The 17,822-nt window shown below is 43.1% G+C and carries 14 protein-coding genes and 1 pseudogene; 13 read left to right on the top strand and 2 right to left on the bottom strand.

The window, feature by feature from the left end; genetic code table 11:
- Positions 1-3: 3 nt before the first annotated feature.
- Positions 4-2,502 carry a transglutaminase-like domain-containing protein gene (locus INP51_RS10335; protein ID WP_193734774.1) on the top strand — a complete coding sequence of 833 codons (2,499 nt, stop codon included), beginning with the start codon at positions 4-6 and terminating at the stop codon, positions 2,500-2,502.
- Between the two features lie 24 nt (positions 2,503-2,526).
- On the top strand, positions 2,527-3,774 hold the full coding sequence (locus INP51_RS10330; RefSeq protein ID WP_193734773.1) for a M28 family metallopeptidase: 1,248 nt from the start codon (positions 2,527-2,529) through the stop codon (positions 3,772-3,774).
- Between the two features lie 68 nt (positions 3,775-3,842).
- Here INP51_RS10330 and INP51_RS10325 read toward each other — a convergent pair whose 3' ends face one another.
- On the bottom strand, positions 3,843-4,550 hold the full coding sequence (locus INP51_RS10325) for a LiaF transmembrane domain-containing protein (RefSeq protein ID WP_193734772.1): 708 nt from the start codon (positions 4,548-4,550) through the stop codon (positions 3,843-3,845).
- 4 nt (positions 4,551-4,554) lie between these two features.
- Positions 4,555-5,007, bottom strand: a complete 453-nt coding sequence (locus INP51_RS10320) for a LytTR family DNA-binding domain-containing protein (RefSeq protein ID WP_193734771.1) — start codon at positions 5,005-5,007, stop codon at positions 4,555-4,557.
- Positions 5,008-5,449: 442 nt separating this feature from the next.
- Here INP51_RS10320 and INP51_RS16565 point away from each other — a divergent pair.
- The 11 genes and pseudogenes from INP51_RS16565 to INP51_RS10270 all read left to right on the top strand — a co-directional run.
- Positions 5,450-6,790, top strand: a pseudogene (locus tag INP51_RS16565) (FAD-dependent oxidoreductase); the annotation flags it as partial.
- 39 nt (positions 6,791-6,829) lie between these two features.
- On the top strand, positions 6,830-8,146 hold the full coding sequence (locus tag INP51_RS16560; RefSeq protein ID WP_230406942.1) for an NAD(P)/FAD-dependent oxidoreductase: 1,317 nt from the start codon (positions 6,830-6,832) through the stop codon (positions 8,144-8,146).
- Between the two features lie 6 nt (positions 8,147-8,152).
- Positions 8,153-8,515, top strand: a complete 363-nt coding sequence (locus tag INP51_RS10310; protein WP_193734770.1) for a DUF1667 domain-containing protein — start codon at positions 8,153-8,155, stop codon at positions 8,513-8,515.
- An 80-nt stretch (positions 8,516-8,595) separates the two neighbouring features.
- Complete coding sequence (locus INP51_RS10305) at positions 8,596-9,147, top strand: glycerol-3-phosphate responsive antiterminator (RefSeq protein WP_193734769.1); 552 nt, start codon at positions 8,596-8,598, stop codon at positions 9,145-9,147.
- Positions 9,148-9,168: 21 nt separating this feature from the next.
- Positions 9,169-9,897: a glycerophosphodiester phosphodiesterase gene (locus INP51_RS10300; RefSeq protein WP_193734768.1), complete on the top strand. Its 729-nt coding sequence runs from the start codon at positions 9,169-9,171 to the stop codon at positions 9,895-9,897.
- A 261-nt stretch (positions 9,898-10,158) separates the two neighbouring features.
- Complete coding sequence (gene pdxA, locus INP51_RS10295) at positions 10,159-11,151, top strand: 4-hydroxythreonine-4-phosphate dehydrogenase PdxA (RefSeq protein ID WP_193734767.1); 993 nt, start codon at positions 10,159-10,161, stop codon at positions 11,149-11,151.
- An 80-nt stretch (positions 11,152-11,231) separates the two neighbouring features.
- Positions 11,232-12,536 (top strand): four-carbon acid sugar kinase family protein, encoded by a 1,305-nt coding sequence (locus INP51_RS10290; protein ID WP_193734766.1) that lies wholly within the window; start codon positions 11,232-11,234, stop codon positions 12,534-12,536.
- 26 nt (positions 12,537-12,562) lie between these two features.
- Positions 12,563-13,927 (top strand): GntP family permease, encoded by a 1,365-nt coding sequence (locus INP51_RS10285; RefSeq protein WP_193734765.1) that lies wholly within the window; start codon positions 12,563-12,565, stop codon positions 13,925-13,927.
- 20 nt (positions 13,928-13,947) lie between these two features.
- Entirely contained in the window at positions 13,948-14,697 is a 750-nt protein-coding gene (locus tag INP51_RS10280; protein ID WP_193734764.1) for a DeoR/GlpR family DNA-binding transcription regulator, read from the top strand.
- Positions 14,698-14,844: 147 nt separating this feature from the next.
- Positions 14,845-16,341 (top strand): glycerol kinase GlpK, encoded by a 1,497-nt coding sequence (gene glpK, locus INP51_RS10275; protein ID WP_193734763.1) that lies wholly within the window; start codon positions 14,845-14,847, stop codon positions 16,339-16,341.
- 55 nt (positions 16,342-16,396) lie between these two features.
- Entirely contained in the window at positions 16,397-17,602 is a 1,206-nt protein-coding gene (locus INP51_RS10270) for a MalY/PatB family protein (RefSeq protein WP_193734762.1), read from the top strand.
- Positions 17,603-17,822 lie beyond the last annotated feature (220 nt).

Genomic DNA, 17,822 nt, shown 5'->3' with positions numbered 1-17,822 from the left:
ACTATGTTTTTACAGCAAAACAGGCAGCGAATTGAAAAGGAATATATTATAAGAAAAGAGGAGATTCCGAGAGTATTTTCGAAGATAGATGATAAAATTGCTGCCTGTACGCAGGAAGTGGCACTGGCAGTAAAGTACCTTTATGCATTCATGCCCTGCAGCGATATCGGTAATTATCCGTTTGAATACTTTTTTGACTACGCATGTCACGGGTATCGGCTTTATGAAGAATATAGTGAAGTCCGCAGTCTGCCAGAGGACATTTTTCTGAATTATGTTCTGTTTCACAGGGTCAATGAGGAAGAGATACGTCCCTGCAGGAGTCTGTTCTATGAGAGTCTAAAAGACCGTATCAAGGATTTAGACAAAAAAGAGGCTTTGCTGGAAGTCAATCATTGGTGTGCCAAAGAGGTTACCTATCAGAGTACAGATGCAAGAACGCTGTCTGCTCTGGGCGTTTATCAAAGAGGAATTGGAAGGTGTGGCGAGGAATCAACCTTTATGGTCAATGCACTGAGAAGTGTCGGGATTCCTTCAAGACAGGTATATGCTCCGTACTGGGCACACTGTGATGATAATCATGCATGGGTGGAAATGTGGTGTGACGGAACGTGGTACTTTACCGGAGCCTGTGAACCACAGCCAATTTTAAATCAAGGATGGTTTTTGAATGCATCTTCACGGGCCATGATGATTCATTCCAGAAAGTTTGACTCTGCACAAGATGAGATAAACTTGATCGGAAAGAAACAGACAGTTACAGTGCTAAACGAACTGGACCGTTATGCAGTCGTAAAAAGGATTACCGTCGAAGTAAGAGATGAAGCTCACAGGCCGGTTTCGGATGCCCAGGTTTTCTTTGAGGTTGTCAATTATGCGCAATTTGTCCCGATTGCAGAGACAAGAACAGACAATGAGGGAAAGACACAACTTTTTACCGGACTGGGAAGTCTGCGCATCTATGTCGTATCCGGAGAACACGAGAAACGTCTGGGAGAGGCATACATTGATGTGCGAAGAGAAGAACACTGTACAGTGGTTATATCCGATAAAAAAAGAAGCTCAGGTGTTGAAGATAGTTCAAAGAATATATGGGTGTCCCATGATCTGTCCGCTCCGCGTGACATGCCAGTTCACACGGAGGTCCCAAGCATCGAGCGGATCAGAGAAAACGATATCCGCCTGACTCATGCTGCTAAGCTTCGCCAGGAAAAGATCAATCGGTTTTCGAATCCGGACAGGGAAACATTCCTGAGTGCAGATCCAAAAACGAAAGATCAAAGAGAGAAGATGCTTGGGTGTCTGACTATAAAAGATCAAGCTGACTGCAGCCGAAAGGTTCTCGAAGAGCATCTGCAGTATGCTCTATCTTATCAGGAAAGCTGGGAGCAAAACAGTGAGATATTCATGTCATATGTGGTGAATCCCAGAGTGGAGAACGAAGTACTGACCACCTGGCGAAAAGAGATTTCCGAGAAGTTTTCTGATACAGAGAAAAAATGTTTTCAAAATGATCCAGAAAAGATCTGGGAATGGATTGATGAGAATATCTCTTCAGATCCTAAGAGAGAGTATGACAATCTCATCACAGTTCCAGCGGCATGTATGCGGCTTCAGACAGCAAGTACCAGATCAAAAAAAGTACTTTTTGTCGCTATTGCACGTACTTTTGGGCTGGCGGCAAGATTAAATCCCGCCACAGATGCGATGGAATACTGGAGAGAGGACCGTTTTGTTCCGGTGTTGAAAGAGGATGTCTGTGACTGCATACTGACGCTTTGTTCCGATCCCGACGATTCCTGGATTTATCATCAGAATTGGAGCATTTCACGAGAACAAGATGGAATTTTTTATTCATTGAATCTTTCTGATCATGAGTGGAAAGAGGGACAACTTCGGTTGAATCTTGCAGTCGGGACATATCAGATCCTGACGGCAGCCCGCCTGCCAAATGGCTCTGTTCTGACGAATAAATTCGAGTTTGATCTCGATCGAAACCAGAAAAAACAAATTCCTCTTAAGATGAGGCAGGCGAATCTGGCAGATATGCTTCTCGATATTGATATGCCGGATTTCTTTGTAGAGGATCAGGACGGCGAAAAAATCAGCGGAAGCAAAATCAGCGATGGGCATAAATATATATTTTTCTGGCTGGAGGGGAATCGAGAGCCGACTGTGCATATCTTAAACGAAATCCTGGAGAATCAGGAAGAGTATGAAGAGTATCAGGAACGTATGATATTTATTGTGCGGTCGAAAGAAGTGTTGGAGAATCAGAATATCTTTGAAGTACTTCACAGGTTCCCGAAGATACAGGTTTGTTATGATGACTTTGCAAAGAATATAGAGATGTTAGGCAGACGTATGTATGTCGATTTCGAAAAACTTCCGCTGATTTTTATTACAGACCAAAGGCTCCATTGTGTCTATGCACAAAGCGGATATAATGTGGGAACCGGCGATATGCTGCTGCGAATCATGGAGACCGTAAGAGAAATATGAAGAACACGAAAGGAGGAGAAGATTATGGAATCGGCTTATGATGAAATTAGTGGAAAAAGACAATACGAGTTTATGGAAAAATTCCAATACAGTAGAGAAGCAGGAACCGAAAACGAAGAAAAGGCCGGTGACGAGATATTACAAAGTCTGGCTGAGGCAGGTGTTACGGGGACATCAGAAGAATTTCTGTTTTCGGCGTATGAGATTACACAGGCCAGGCTGATTGTCACACAGCCTTATGAGAAAGAATATCTGGTGAGTGGATATCAAAGATGTGGCAGCACTCCTAAAGGTGGTGTTACAGCACCGTTTTTATATGTTGAAAACGGGGATGATATTAGTCTTTCCGGCGCAGGGGGAAAGATTGTCATGATTAATGGGCCAGTGAAAAAAGCGGTTTATGAGAAACTTGTGGATTGCAAAGTCGCCGGCTTTGTTACAATATCAGGTACCCCGAATGACGAGGGAGAAGACTTAAAACCGGATAGTTTCCGTCTGAAAGATTTGGCCAGGACGCCGATACAAGGAGTGAGTGTACACTATAAAGATGCCGTGGAGCTGGTTGAGAAAGGTGCAGCTCAGGTAAAACTGATTCTGGAACAAAAAAAAGTAAGACGATCTTCCAGAAACATTGTCGTTAAAATTGAAGGCAGTGACCAACCGGATGAAATCCTGACTTTGAGTGCTCACTATGACTCGGTTCCACAGGGGCCAGGAGCATATGATAATCTTGCAGGGGCCGCAATTATTATGGAACTAGCAAGATACTTTGCGAAAAACGCACCGAGGCGTACGATTGAATTCCTCTGGTTTGGAGCCGAAGAAGTGGGACTCTGCGGCAGTCAGGCTTACGTAAAAGCACACGAGACAGAACTCGACAAACACAGATTTAACATGAATGTTGATCTTGCCGGACAACTGATTGGAGGAACAGTACTGGGTGTCACCGCGGATTCATCGGTATGCGAGATACTTTCTTATATGATGCATGAGGCGGGCATGGGTGTCTCAATTAAGAATGATATCTGGGGAAGCGATTCGAATAGTTTTGCATGGAAAGGGATTCCGGCCATGACGTTGAATCGTGATGGTTTCGGCATGCATACACGCTTTGATACCATAGATCTTATTTCTCCGTGGTCGCTTCGAAGAAGTGCCAATGTTCTGCTATGTATAGCAAAGAACCTTGCAAATATCGAGATCTTCCCATTTGCCAGAAAAGTTCCGGAAGAGATGAAAGAAAAACTGAACATGTACTTTGATGAAATGTAGAGTGTTCTGGTTATAAAGTTTATGCTTTTCCATGCATGCATGAAAAAGCATAAACTTTTGTTTTTACATCAGGTATAGTTGAGGGTGATTTCAGAAAAGCTGATATCACCGGTCAGCAGAACTGTGGCGCTTCCATCGGGCTGGCTCTCGTTTATCTGCCTACTGCCGCTGAAAGGTCTCTCTGTATGATCAATAACAGTCCATCCTTTCGGGATAAAAAGTTCTATTCCGCTGAAAGAGATATCAAGATGGATCACTGCTTTTTGCTCCAGGATGACAGCATTGTCAAAATATACTTTCATATTACCAAAATTACACTCAATTTGGGCACTCTTAAAATTTGCCGAAGTTACATATTTGATACTGTTTCCAAATGTGGTGGTAAATTTTATATTGTTTTCATCTATGATATCATCTGTGTCATAAAAATCTTCCCATTCTTTTGCAGACCACTCATTATGAGCTTGATATCTCCGTTTTGGATGATAGATCAGGGAGAGACCTGCACTTGCCAGAAAAGCTGCACCCAACACCGGCCAGGGGGTCAGTGATTCTATCCCCAGAGGTTTGGAGTATACAATTGCCAGGAAAGCGATGGAGAATAAAACGCCTGGTATACTGCGGCGGAAGAGGCTCTCAAAAAACGTAGCAGCAAACAGTACTGTGAATATAATTGTGCTGACGCGGATGCCATTTAACAGCTGCATATTTCCCAGAAGCAGAAGAACAGCCCCTGCAATTAATATGATTCCAAAGATAATTCTTTTCCTTTTCATAGCGCTACCTCATTTCTTTGATTCGCTCTTTCAACGATTTATAATAATAACGTGATACATAGACCTGCTTATGTGTGTCCTGAAAATGAATGGTGACGGGTGTATGAAAGGAATGATCTATACCGTAGATACGTCTTATGTTCAAGATTGATGACTTGGATATACGTATAAAATATCCAGGCAATATTTCCTCAAGCTCATACAGCCGGTATTTCACCTGAAAGATATCTTTTTCGGTATGGGCCTGTACATGACTGTTTTCCGTCTCAAAAAACAGCACATTCTCCAACGGTATATAATAAGCAGTGCTTTCTTTATATAAAGTAATCTTACTTTGAGAATCATATACTTCTTGAATTGCCGCCTTGAGTTCCTGAATATGACAATCGAAGGAACGGCATTTTACGATGATTTCATCTTCATCCAAGGAATCATCTGTTTCAAATTTTATTTTCATAACACGTCTCCCTTTACAATAATATAATCATATAAAGTCAACATTGTAAACATCATTTAATTAAGTGGTCGGTTTTATGATGTATGTGGTAGAATTCACAGAAAGATGGGCAAAAAGCCAATAAGAGTTTGCCGGAAATGGAAATATCTCCTGAAACACCAGACACCCATATATCCGATAGTTCAGGCGATATATCAAGAAGTGATATAATCTAACCGTCTCTATTATACCAAACAATATGACATTTTACAAGAAAAAAGTGTGAAGATTTAAAAAAAAGGTCAGAAATAAATCACAACAGTTGTTGACTTTGAATAGTTCACATGATATTATGAAATTAAGTTAATAGTTGCAGAGAATGAGAGAAAGCACATTAGCCGATTTAGATATCTGATCGGCTTAATGTGCTTTTTCTGTATGAGATATTTTAAAGGAGATTGTTATGTATGATATTGTGATTATCGGTGCAGGAATTATCGGATCAGCGATAGCAAGAGAATTATCCAGATATCAGGCCAATATTCTCGTATTGGAGAAAGGAAATGATATAGCAAACAGTACCACTATGGCGAATAGTGCAATTGTTCATTCCGGATATGATCCGGTTCCGGGTACGAAAAAGGCAAGATTCAATGTAGAGGGAAATCGCTTATATCCGGGAGTTTGTCAGGAACTTCAAGTCCCATATAGACAGACAGGATCTATGACACTGGCGTTTACAGATGATGAAATAAGGATTCTGGATGAGCTGCAAGTGCGATCACAGGAAAATGGTGTTCCGGTAAGGAGACTTAACAGAGAAGAGATCTTAAAACGAGAACCAAATGTGAAAAAGGATGTAAAGGAAGGTCTGCTGGCGCCAACGGCGGGGATTGTCGGACCTTGGGAACTTGCCATTGCCTATATGGAAAATGCAATGGATAATGGTGTAGAACTGGCACTTAATCATATGGTGACTCAGATACATAAAGTAAATTCTGGATTTGAGATCAGAACGAATCAAGAAAGCTGCAAGAGCAGAGTTCTGATAAACTGTGCCGGAGTCTATGCAGACGAAATCAGTGCCATGGCAGGCGGTGAGCATTTTCATATCATACCAAGGAGTGGTCAGTATTTTGTATTGGATAAAGACTCATCATCATTGGTAAACTCTGTAATTTTCCCATGTCCCACACGTGAGAGCAAAGGAGTTCTGGTTGTTCCGACTGTTCACGGCAATGTTCTGCTTGGACCAACTTCTGTGCAAAGGCATAATAAAGACGGACTGGAGACGACAGGGGAGGGTCTAAAGTTTATCCGCAGTCAGGTGATGCGGCTGGTTGATCATATTCCCTTCCAGAATGTGATCCGGTCTTTCGCCGGTTTACGGGCATCTTCTGATCGGGATGACTTTATCGTCGAAGAATCTGCAGCATGTCCGGGCCTGATCAATGTAGCGGGAATTGATTCTCCTGGTCTGACATCAGCGCCTGCGATTGCACTTGAAGTGAAAAAGATTGTGACAGAAATTTTAGGAGATATACAGCCTGATTGGAAGTTCAATCCAAACAGACGTGGCATTGTCTCCTTTAAGTCTTTGTCTGTCGGGGAAAAAGAGAAGCTGATTGAAAAAGACCCAAGGTATAAAAATGTGATTTGCCGTTGTGAGACAATTACAGAGGGAGAAATTGTCGATGCGATTCATCGCAATGCGGGAGCGACAACCGTAAAAGGAATCAAGAAAAGAGTGAGACCGGGCACAGGAAGATGCCAGGGGGGGTTCTGTGAACCGAAAGTAGTGGAGATTCTGGCAAGGGAACTAAAAGTGAACAGGGAGAAGATTATGTATGATGGTCCTGATTCCTATATTTTGACAGGGCGAACAAAAGAAAACAATTCAAAATATGATTTAATTGTCGTTGGAGGCGGTCCTGCTGGACTGGCGGCAGCAATAGAGGCATATCAAAATGGATTACAAGATATTCTTGTGCTGGAACGGGATCAGGAGCTGGGCGGTATCCTGCAGCAGTGTATTCACAATGGATTCGGTATTCACCAGTTTAAAGAACAGCTGACGGGACCTCAGTATGCCGGCCGATTTATCGAAGAACTCGAACGGATCGGTATTGTGTACGAACTGGGTACGATGGTTCTTCACATTACAAAGGATAAAAGGATTCAAGCTGTAAGCAAAGAATATGGTTATCAGACCTTTTATGCAAAAAGCATTATCCTTGCGATGGGATGCCGCGAACGTCCGCGAGGTGCGATCAGTATTCCGGGAACGAGACCGTCAGGAATCATGACAGCGGGAACCGCCCAAAGATATATCAATATTGATGGATATATGGTGGGAAAAAGGGTAATCATTCTGGGTTCCGGTGACATAGGAATGATTATGGCAAGGCGCATGACACTGGAAGGGGCCAAGGTACTGGCGGTGGCGGAGATCATGCCTTATTCCAGCGGCCTGAATCGAAATATTGTTCAGTGCCTGCATGACTTCGACATTCCACTTCTGCTGAGTCATACCATCACGGATATACGGGGTAAAGATCGGGTGGAGAGTGTTACAATATCTGAAGTAGACGAAAACAAACAGCCGGTACAAGGAACAGGGGTTGATTATGACTGTGATACGATTCTTCTGTCAGTCGGGCTGATTCCTGAGAATGAACTGACACGTGAGATGGGTGTGGTGATGGATCCGCATACAAAAGGAGCAAAAGTCAATCAGTGGATGGAAACAAGCATAGAGGGGGTTTTTGCCTGCGGAAATGTACTTCATGTCCATGATCTGGTAGATTTTGTAACAGAAGAAAGTCAGAGAGCCGGGAGAAATGCGGCGAAGTATGTATTGGGAGAAAGCATGAGAAAAAAGACAACTTCGACTCATATTGTGACAGAGGCTGGGGAAGGCATTGGTTATGTGATCCCCCAAATGATTGTAAAGGAGCTGTCAGATGAAACGATCACATTATCGATGAGGCCGACAGGTGTATACACAGATGCAGAGCTGCTGGTTAAAGGCGATGGCAAAATAATTAAAACAACTAAAAAATCATATATGGCACCCGGTGAGATGGAACGGATAAAGATCGATCGTTCTATGCTATGCGGCGATATAGGAACCTTAACCGTTGAAGTGTCAAAGGAGTGAATAAAATTGGAGAAAAAAGATTTGATCTGTATAGTATGTCCGAAAGGGTGCCATCTTAAAATCACAGAAGATCAAGATGGCTTTCATGTAACCGGAAATGGATGTAAAAGAGGTCCCGTTTATGCAAAGAAAGAACTTACCAATCCTACAAGGGTTCTGACCACGACAGTTAAGATAAAACATGCAGTTCACGATAGATTGCCCGTAGTGACAGATGGTGAAATACCAAAAGGATCCTTAATGAAGGCGATGCAAGTGATAAACCATCTTGAAGTGGAGGCTCCTGTGGCAGGGGATCAGGTTATATTGAAAGATATATTGGGATTTGGAGTGAATGTCATTGCATCGAAAGGCATGAATAAAATATGACGATGCGCTTGCGGGTATCAGTACAGAAAGATATAATGTCTGTAGGAGCAGTGCTCATTTCATGCTGGAAGGAGGAAGTAATGATTGATCAAAAAGTTTTACCTGCAATTTCCAATATGAAGGATTATGAGAAGTTTCTTGAAAGTCCTTATGAATTCTGTATCATCATGGATTTTTATATCGGTGAGCTGAGGGGAATATCCGATATGGCGAAAAGACGGAGGAAGAAACTGATCGTTCATGCAGATCTGATCAAAGGCCTAAGCTGTGATGAATATGCTGTCGTATACCTGTGTCAGAATATAAAACTGGAAGGTATCATCTCAACACATTCCAGTGTGATCTCCATGGCTAAGAAGAGAAAAAAGCTTGCTATTCAAAGAATCTTTTTGATTGACCAGCAATCTCTCGATAAAAGTTATCATTTTATTGAGAATTCGAGACCGGATTATGTCGAAGTACTCCCAGGACTGATGCCAAAAATCATCTCTGAAATGAAAGAAAAGATGGATATTCCGATTATCACAGGCGGATTGATCAGTACACCGGAAGATATTCAGTCTGTTCTGGAAGCCGGAGCAGTGGCAGTGACTGCATCAAGCAGGGAACTTTGGCAGATGAACGAAATCTAAAAATGGAGGAAGTTAAAAGTTATGAAAACAAAAGTCTGGGCACACAGGGGAGCATCCGCTTACGCACCGGAAAATACATTGGAGGCCTATGAACTGGCTGCAAAACAAAAAGCGGACGGTATAGAACTTGACGTACAGCTTACACATGATGGATCTGTTGTAGTCATTCATGATGAAACCGTGAATCGTGTCAGCGAACAGAAGGGTTTGGTAGCTGAGTATACGCTGAAGGAACTGAAGAAAATCAACGTAAATAAGAAATTTCCAAAGTATAAAAAGGCGACAATACCGACACTGGAAGAAGTTTATCAGCTTGTCAGGCCGACAGGAATGACTGTCAATGTAGAACTGAAGACATCCGTCAATTTCTATCCCGGTATCGAGGAGAAGGTGCTGGAACTGGCAGCCAAATACGGGATGGAAGATCGCGTCATCTACTCTTCATTCAATCATTACTCATTGTTGAAATTAAAGGAACTGTCGAAAAAAGTCAAAACAGGTATTTTGATTTCTGATATCATCGTAGACGCACCCGATTATGCTGCAAATTTAGGATTTGATGCAGTCCATCCGTCCATGAACATTCTACAGGTTCCAGATTTTGTGGCAAGATGTAGGGAGAACTGTATCCTTATCCATCCATGGACAGTTAATGACGAGAAGCATATGAAGCTCATGTTAAGATACGATGCGGATGCGATTATCACTAATAAACCGGATCTGTGCCGGGAAATCGTCGATTCATATTAATCTTATGGCTTTTTACAAAAAAAGAAGCGCTTCAAACGCTTCTTTTTTCGTGCCCAAGGTCCTGCTGTTTCATGCGAGCATGAAACACGGGGCCTTTTGGGAATGTAAATAGTAATAAAAAATGCACATAATATTTGTCTAAAACGACAAAATATGATTAATTCAATGAATCTTATTGACATGAAAGATATGGCAGATCATAATGAACACAAACGAACATATTAACATTTTCAAACATGTACAGAAAAGAGGTATGAAAACATGGATAGATATTATATTGCAGTTCCGATCGGCGACCCTGCCGGAGTGGGGCCGGAAATCGTTGTAAAATCCCTTTTGGATTCAAAGGTTTATGAATCAGCAAAGGTTGTAGTGATTGGTGACAAGGGTGTGATGGAGAATGCAGTGGAAATTTTGAAGGCTCCCTTGAAGATTAATGTCATTGAAGAACCAGATCAGGGAAAATACGATCGGGATGTTTTGAATTTGATCGATCTTCATAACATAGATCGTGACCAGTTCGAATTCGGAAAAGTATCTGCGATGTGTGGACAGGCGGCGTTTGACTATATTAAAAAGAGCATCGAGCTTGCCATGGATCGAAAGGTCGCGGCAGTATCGACAACTCCGATCAACAAAGAGGCATTGAGAGCAGCAAAAATCCCATATATCGGACATACGGAGATCTTTGGTGCGCTGACAAACACGGAAGATCCGCTTACCATGTTTGAAGTTCATGAGATGCGAGTGTTCTTCCTGAGCAGACATGTTGCCCTGCGGGAAGCGTGTGATATGGTGAAGAAAGACAGGATCGTTGATTATGTGCACAGATGCACGGAAATGTTAAAACAGCTCGGTGTCAGAGAGGGGACTATGGCGATTGCCGGTTTAAATCCTCATTGTGGTGAGCATGGACTATTTGGAAACGAGGAAGAAGAGATCTATCCGGCAGTTGAGCAGTTAAAGAAAGAAGGTTATGACGTAGCCGGTCCGATTGGCGCTGATTCTGTCTTTCATCAGGCTTTGCAGGGAAGATATAATAGTGTGCTCTCTCTCTATCATGATCAGGGACATATCGCGACAAAAACTCTGGATTTTGAGAGAACAATTGCGATTACAGGCGGAATGCCGATTCTTCGTACTTCTGTTGACCATGGAACGGCGTTTGACATTGCAGGGACTGGAAAAGTAAGTGCTGTGAGCATGATCGAGGCAATTCTTCTGGCAGTAAAATACTGCCCAAACTTTAAATAAGATAAAACCTGTCGATTAAGCAAGGTGAATCATTTGATTCACTTGCTGTATTCGACAGCATAAAGGAAAGGGGATTTTCTATGTTAAAAGCAGCAATTGTAGCAGACGATCTTACGGGAGCAAACGATACGGGAGCCATCATAGCACAGGATGGATACACGGTGGGAACAGTCTTGAATCTGGATTATATTGACAGATTCGAGGGATATGATATTTTAAGTACCAGCACGGAAAGCCGTGGTATGGAGCAGGAAAATGCATATGCGGCGGTAAAAAAAGCTGCCGCTCGATTCAAAACTATGGACTGTAAGTTCTTCAGCAAACGGATTGATTCTACACTTCGTGGAAATGTTGGCGCTGAAATCGATGCGATCTTGGAAGAATTGGGTGAAGACACTTACGCAGTTGTAGTCGCTTCATTTCCCGGATCAGGAAGAACCGTTGTCGGTGATTATCTGATGGTAAATCATGTACCGCTGGAAAAGACAGAAGTGTCCAGAGATCCTATCTCACCGGTTACAATTTCCAAGGTAACTGATATTGTAAGGCTGCAGAGCAAACATAAGGTTGGCTATATTTCCCTTAGCACGGTTATGAAAGGGCACGAAGAAATTAAAAATGAAGTTCTGGAGAATGCGGAGGATTGTCGGGTGATTGTTATAGATGCAAGAACCGATGAGGACATTCGAGAGATCGCTAAGGGATGTATTGGTTCAAAGCTAAAATTCACAGCGATTGATCCAGGTCCCTTCACAGGTAGTGTGATTCGCGAATTGTATGCGAACGATCAGCCAAAAGGAAAAGAGATCGTAAATAAAAACAAAAAGATTCTCTGTTCGATCGGCAGTGCCTCGGCACTCACCAGAATACAAATCAAAGCGCTGAAAAATCAGAGAGATCCGTATGTTATCAAAGTGAATACACTTGCTTTTTTTAAAGAATCTGAGAGAAAAGAAGAGATCAGCCGGGTGATTCAAGATGTTGTGCAAAAGAAAGAATATTCTGATATTCTTGCCGTTGTGACAGCTTTGGACGATTCAGATGTGCTGGATTTTTCGAAAATCGAAGGGTTAAAGGGGAAGACTAAGAGCGAATGTGCTGTTTATATTGCAACAGCTATGGCAGAAATCTGTGAAGGCATTAAAGAAGAACTTCAGGAAGAAATTGGCGGGGTTTATCTGACTGGCGGGGATATCTCTGCGGCATACTGTGAGCGGATTAAGGCGATTGGCTTCGATGTGAAGGATGAAGTGATTCCGCTTGCCATCTACAGTGAGATTATTGATAAAGATATGAACCGGACACATATGATCACAAAAGGTGGTCTGGTAGGCGATGAAAACACGTTAATTACCTGCATTGATTATTTGCAGGATGTCATCTGATATATTATAATGAAAGAGGATATATTATGAGTGCTAATGTTCAAATGCTGATAGGCCTTTTGATAGGTATGGTTTTGTTGATCTATATGATAACCAGGACAAAAGTTCACGTTTTTCTTGCTTTGATTACCAGCGCAGTTGTGATCGGTGTCATCGGAGGTATGGATCTTCAGGACATCGTGAATGCAATTCCAGAGGGGTTTGGCGGAACACTGGGGAGTATTGGAATTATCATCGGTTTTGGTGTGATGCTCGGTAAACTGCTTGAGGACTCTAAAGCTACAACGACGATGGCAAACTCCCTGCTAAAACTTTTGGGGAAAAATAAAGAAACAGAGGCGATGGGTATCGTAGGATTTATCACATCGCTGTCTATATTCTGTACTTCCGGATTCATCATTCTTGCACCGCTAGTGAAAGGATTGTCTAAGAAGACGAAGAAATCTGTTGTCACTTTGGGGGTTGCTCTGGCCGGAGGACTTGTCTTAAGTCACAGTCTGGTACCACCTGCGGCAGGACCAATCGGAGTTGCGGGAATCTTAGACGCTTCTATCGGACGAATGATGATTATGGGGACTCTGATTTCAATTCCATCATTGATTGTTGTGATCATTTATGCCAAATATCTTGGAAAAAAGATCTATCAGATTCCCGGTGAGAATGATACCTGGATTCGCCCGGAAAAGCAGTTGGAAATGACAGATGCCAAAAAAGAAGAAGACGAGACGCTTCCGTCCGCATTTCGTTCCTTTGCACCGATTGTAGTTCCGATTCTACTGATCCTTGTCAATAATATTCTCACGACAGCCGGCCTGATTAAAGGAACTGCAGGTGAAATCAGTGCCTTTGTAGGGTCACCGATCATTGCACTTGGAATTGGACTGTTTATTGCAATTTTTGCTTTGACTGGGAGTATGACAAAAGAGCAGACGCTGGGAACTATGGAAGAAGGCTTGAAGGCTTCAGGGAAACTGATGCTTTTGGTCGGAGGAGGCGGTGTCCTCGGAAAGATCATTCAGCTGAGCGGCCTTGGAGATTTTATTGCATCAGGCATTGCAAAAACAGGTATTCCGGCAATTCTGCTGCCTTTTCTGATTGCTCTTTTGCTTCGTGTCATTCAGGGATCCGGCTCTGTTGCCATGATGACTGCAGCATCTGTAGTTTCACCCATGCTTGCGACACTTGGTTTGGATCCGGTATTCGCCGGTCTTGCAGCCTGTGTCGGAGCAATCTTTTTCTCTTATTTCAATGATTCCTATTTCTGGGTGATCAATGAAACAATAGGTATCAAAGACACGAAAGAACAGATGAAGGTGTGGAGTGTGACATCAACCCTCTGCTGTGTGACATCTTTGATTGCACTACTCATATTAAATGCTGTCTGGGGCTGATTTGATTTGGAGGTAAGGTTATGTTGATGGCAGAACGCCAGGAAAAGATCCTACGTATCATAGAAAAACGCGGAAGTGTACAGGCAAGTGAACTCGCCGACGAACTGCATGTCAGTGCAATGACAATACGAAGGGATCTTGAAAAGCTGGATGCCTGTGGTGCCATAAATCGCTGTCACGGCGGTGCAGTATCAAAGCATGAGGTGCTGTATGCCGACAAACGTGTGCACAACAGCGATATCAAATTGAAGATTGCAAATGAGTGCAGGAATTATGTGCATGAGTCGAATGTTATATTTCTCGATGCCGGGACGACAACCTATCAGATTGCAGAACAGATTTCAAGAATACAGGATATTACAGTGGTGACGAATGACATTGAAATTGTCAAACTGCTGATGGACAGTGATGTCGAACTTATTGTCTGTGGTGGGAACGTACAGAAAAGTACCGGGAGCATCTATGGCTACTATTCGACACAGATGTTAGAGCAGATGAAATTTGATATAGGATTCTTTGGGACGGCGGCAGTAGATGAACATTTGAGTGTGATGACTCCGACGACGGATAAGGCATTTTTGAAGAGACTGGCTGTAAAGAAATGCCAGAATTCCTTTCTGGTATCCGACCATTCAAAATTTGACAAAACTGCACTTACCTATGTAAATTCTCTGGAGGACTATGACCACATAGTCACGGATTTTACATTTTCAAAAGAAGAGCGGCAGAGACTGAAAAATGCTGGAACAGAGATGATACAAGTGAAGTAGAATAAAGTCAGAATCCATGTGACTATATTGGGTTCTGGCTTTTTATTTGGCCATAAAATCCTAATTGGGGTATGGAAGAATCCCTCTAATCATGATAAAGTAGTAGACAAGAGATCTGTTTGACAGTAATGAATAATGGAGGCAGTAATGGACAAAAAGTATATTATGGCATTGGATCAGGGGACAACCAGCTCGAGATGTATCATTTTTAACCGAAAAGGCGAGATTGTCGCGTCATCTCAGAAGGAATTTGAACAGATATATCCGCATGGCGGATGGGTGGAGCATAATCCTATGGAGATCTGGGGTTCACAGATCGGTGTCACAGGAGAAGCTTTGGCGACGGCGGGATTGGATGCAACCGATATCGCCGCAATTGGTATTACCAGCCAGAGAGAGACTACAGTAGTCTGGAATAAAAGGACAGGACTTCCTGTGTACAATGCGATTGTCTGGCAGTGCAGGAGAACGGCCGGCTATTGTGATGAACTAAAGGCAAAAGGCTACGACAAAGTAATTAAAGAGAAAACTGGCCTGATCCTGGATCCATATTTTTCTGCGACTAAGATCCGATGGATCCTTGAACATGTACCAGGAGCGAGAGAACAGGCCAAAGCCGGAGAGTTGTTGTGCGGAACGATAGATACGTGGCTGATCTGGAATCTCACAAAGGGACGTGTCCACGTCACGGATGAGACAAATGCCTCCAGGACGATGCTCTATAATATTCATGAGTTAAAATGGGACGAGGATCTGCTAAAAGAATTCAATATACCAGTATCTATGCTGCCAAAAGTGAAATCGTCGAGTGAGATCTATGGCGAGACAGATGATATGATCTTTGGTGCACCGATTCCGATCGCAGGGGATGCCGGAGATCAGCAGGCCGCCCTGTTTGGACAGTTGTGCTGCGATAAGGGAATGGCAAAAAATACATATGGAACGGGATGTTTTCTGCTCATGAATACAGGCACAACTCCGGTTGTTTCCGAACATGGACTGCTCACTACGATAGTTGCCAGCCATGACGGAAAACATAGATACGCCCTTGAAGGAAGTATCTTTGTCGGAGGTGCTGTGATTCAGTGGCTGCGAGATGAACTCCGGATGATTCCTTCAGCGGCAGATTCGGAACGATATGCAGCAGCGGTTGACGATACGAACGGTGTTTATCTTGTACCAGCTTTTGTAGGCCTTGGTGCTCCATATTGGGATGCCTATGCACGAGGAACGATGGTTGGCCTTACCCGGGGAGCGAAAAAGGAACATGTGATTCGTGCTGCCCTTGAGTCCATGGCATATCAGACTTATGATGTACTACAGGCCATGCAGAAAGATTCGGGGATCATATTACAAAAGTTAAAAGTAGACGGAGGGGCATCGGCGAACAGTTTTCTAATGCAGTTTCAGTCAGATGTGTTGAATAAACCAGTAGAAAGACCGGCTGTGATCGAGACCACCGCACTCGGAGCGGCTTATCTTGCGGGACTGGCAGTCGGTTATTGGGATGATCTTGAAGATATTGAAAAAAATTGCAAGCCCGCCTTTGAATTCTCACCAAATATGGAAGATAACAGACGCGAAAAAGTGATCAATGAATGGCACAAAGCAGTGAATCGGTCACTGGGATGGGAAGAGCGATAACTTAAGTTTCTCGCTGGTATACACTTTAGATTTACCTCAGAAAGGACACAAAAGCATGAAGTTTGATTTTACAAGTATTATGAACCGTCATGGCAAGGATGCGATTGCTGTGGATGCACTGGGCAAGAATCCGGGATTTGCTCCCGATGCACCAAAGGAGGGATTCGATATCATCCCAATGTGGGTTGCGGATATGAGTTTTCCTACTGTTCCCACAGTTTCGGAGGCGATTATTGAAAGGGCAAAACATCCGGCATTCGGATATTTTGCGCCGACGGATGAGTACTTTCATTCCATAATCAGATGGCAGGAGACGAGACATGGTGTTAAGAACCTAAAAAGCAAGAATATCGGATATGAGAACGGGGTTCTCGGAGGGGTTGTCAGTGCTCTGAATGTATTCTGTTCAAAGGGTGACAACGTTCTTTTGCATTCTCCGACTTATATTGGATTCACACAGTGTGTAGAAAATAATGGATATAATATTGTCCATTCGCCGCTCGTGACGGATCAGGACGGAATTTGGCGCATGGATTATGAAGATATGGAGAGAAAGATTGCAGACAACAAGATCCATGCGGCGATTTTCTGTTCTCCGCATAATCCATGCGGAAGAGTCTGGGAAAGGGATGAGATCGAGAAGGCGATGGAGATTTACAAGAAACACGATGTCTTTGTGATCTCCGATGAGATCTGGTCAGATATCATTACGACAGGCTATAAACATATTCCGACACAGAGCATCAGCGAAGATGCCCGCCAGAGGACGGTTGCATTTTACGCACCGTCAAAGACATTTAATCTTGCGGGATTGATTGGCAGTTACCACATCATATACAGTGACTGGATCAGAGATCGCGTGGCGAAAGAGTCCTCCCTTTCTCATTACAATGATATGAATGTTCTGTCCATGCACGCACTCATTGGGGCGTACAAGAGGGAGGGCTATGAGTGGGTCGATGAACTGTGCGAGGTGATCACTGGAAATATCAGTTACGCAGCAGATTATATAGAAAAACATTTTGACGGAGTGAGCTTTACAAAGCCCCAAGGAACGTATATGCTGTTTCTGGATTGTACGAGATGGTGTGAGACACATCATAAAACGATTGATGAGCTGGAAAAAGCCGGCTGGGATGTCGGTGTGGCATGGCAGGATGGGCGGATGTTTCACGGACCCTGCAGCATTCGAATGAACCTCGCACTGCCGATTAGCCGTGTGAAGGAAGCATTTGAGCGTCTGGACAAATATGTTTTTTAAATTGATATGATACTAGGGTCAAAAGGTCCTGCGTTTCATGCTTGCATGAAAAAGCATGACCTTGGGACCCGAACAAACATGAGAAAGCAACCCGATTAGGGTGTATTTCGAATGTTTGTAGGATTACGTGAGCACAAAGTGCGGAGTAATCCGTGTATCATAGGGGTCAAAAGGTCCTGCGTTTCATGCTTGCATGAAAAAGCATGACCTTGGGACCCGA

Origin of the sequence: Blautia liquoris (genome assembly GCF_015159595.1) — a bacterium.
GTDB classification, from domain to species: Bacteria; Bacillota; Clostridia; order Lachnospirales; family Lachnospiraceae; genus Novisyntrophococcus; species Novisyntrophococcus liquoris.
The sequence above is the reverse complement of the archived record's forward strand: the minus strand, read 5'-3'. Positions and strand labels throughout refer to the sequence as shown.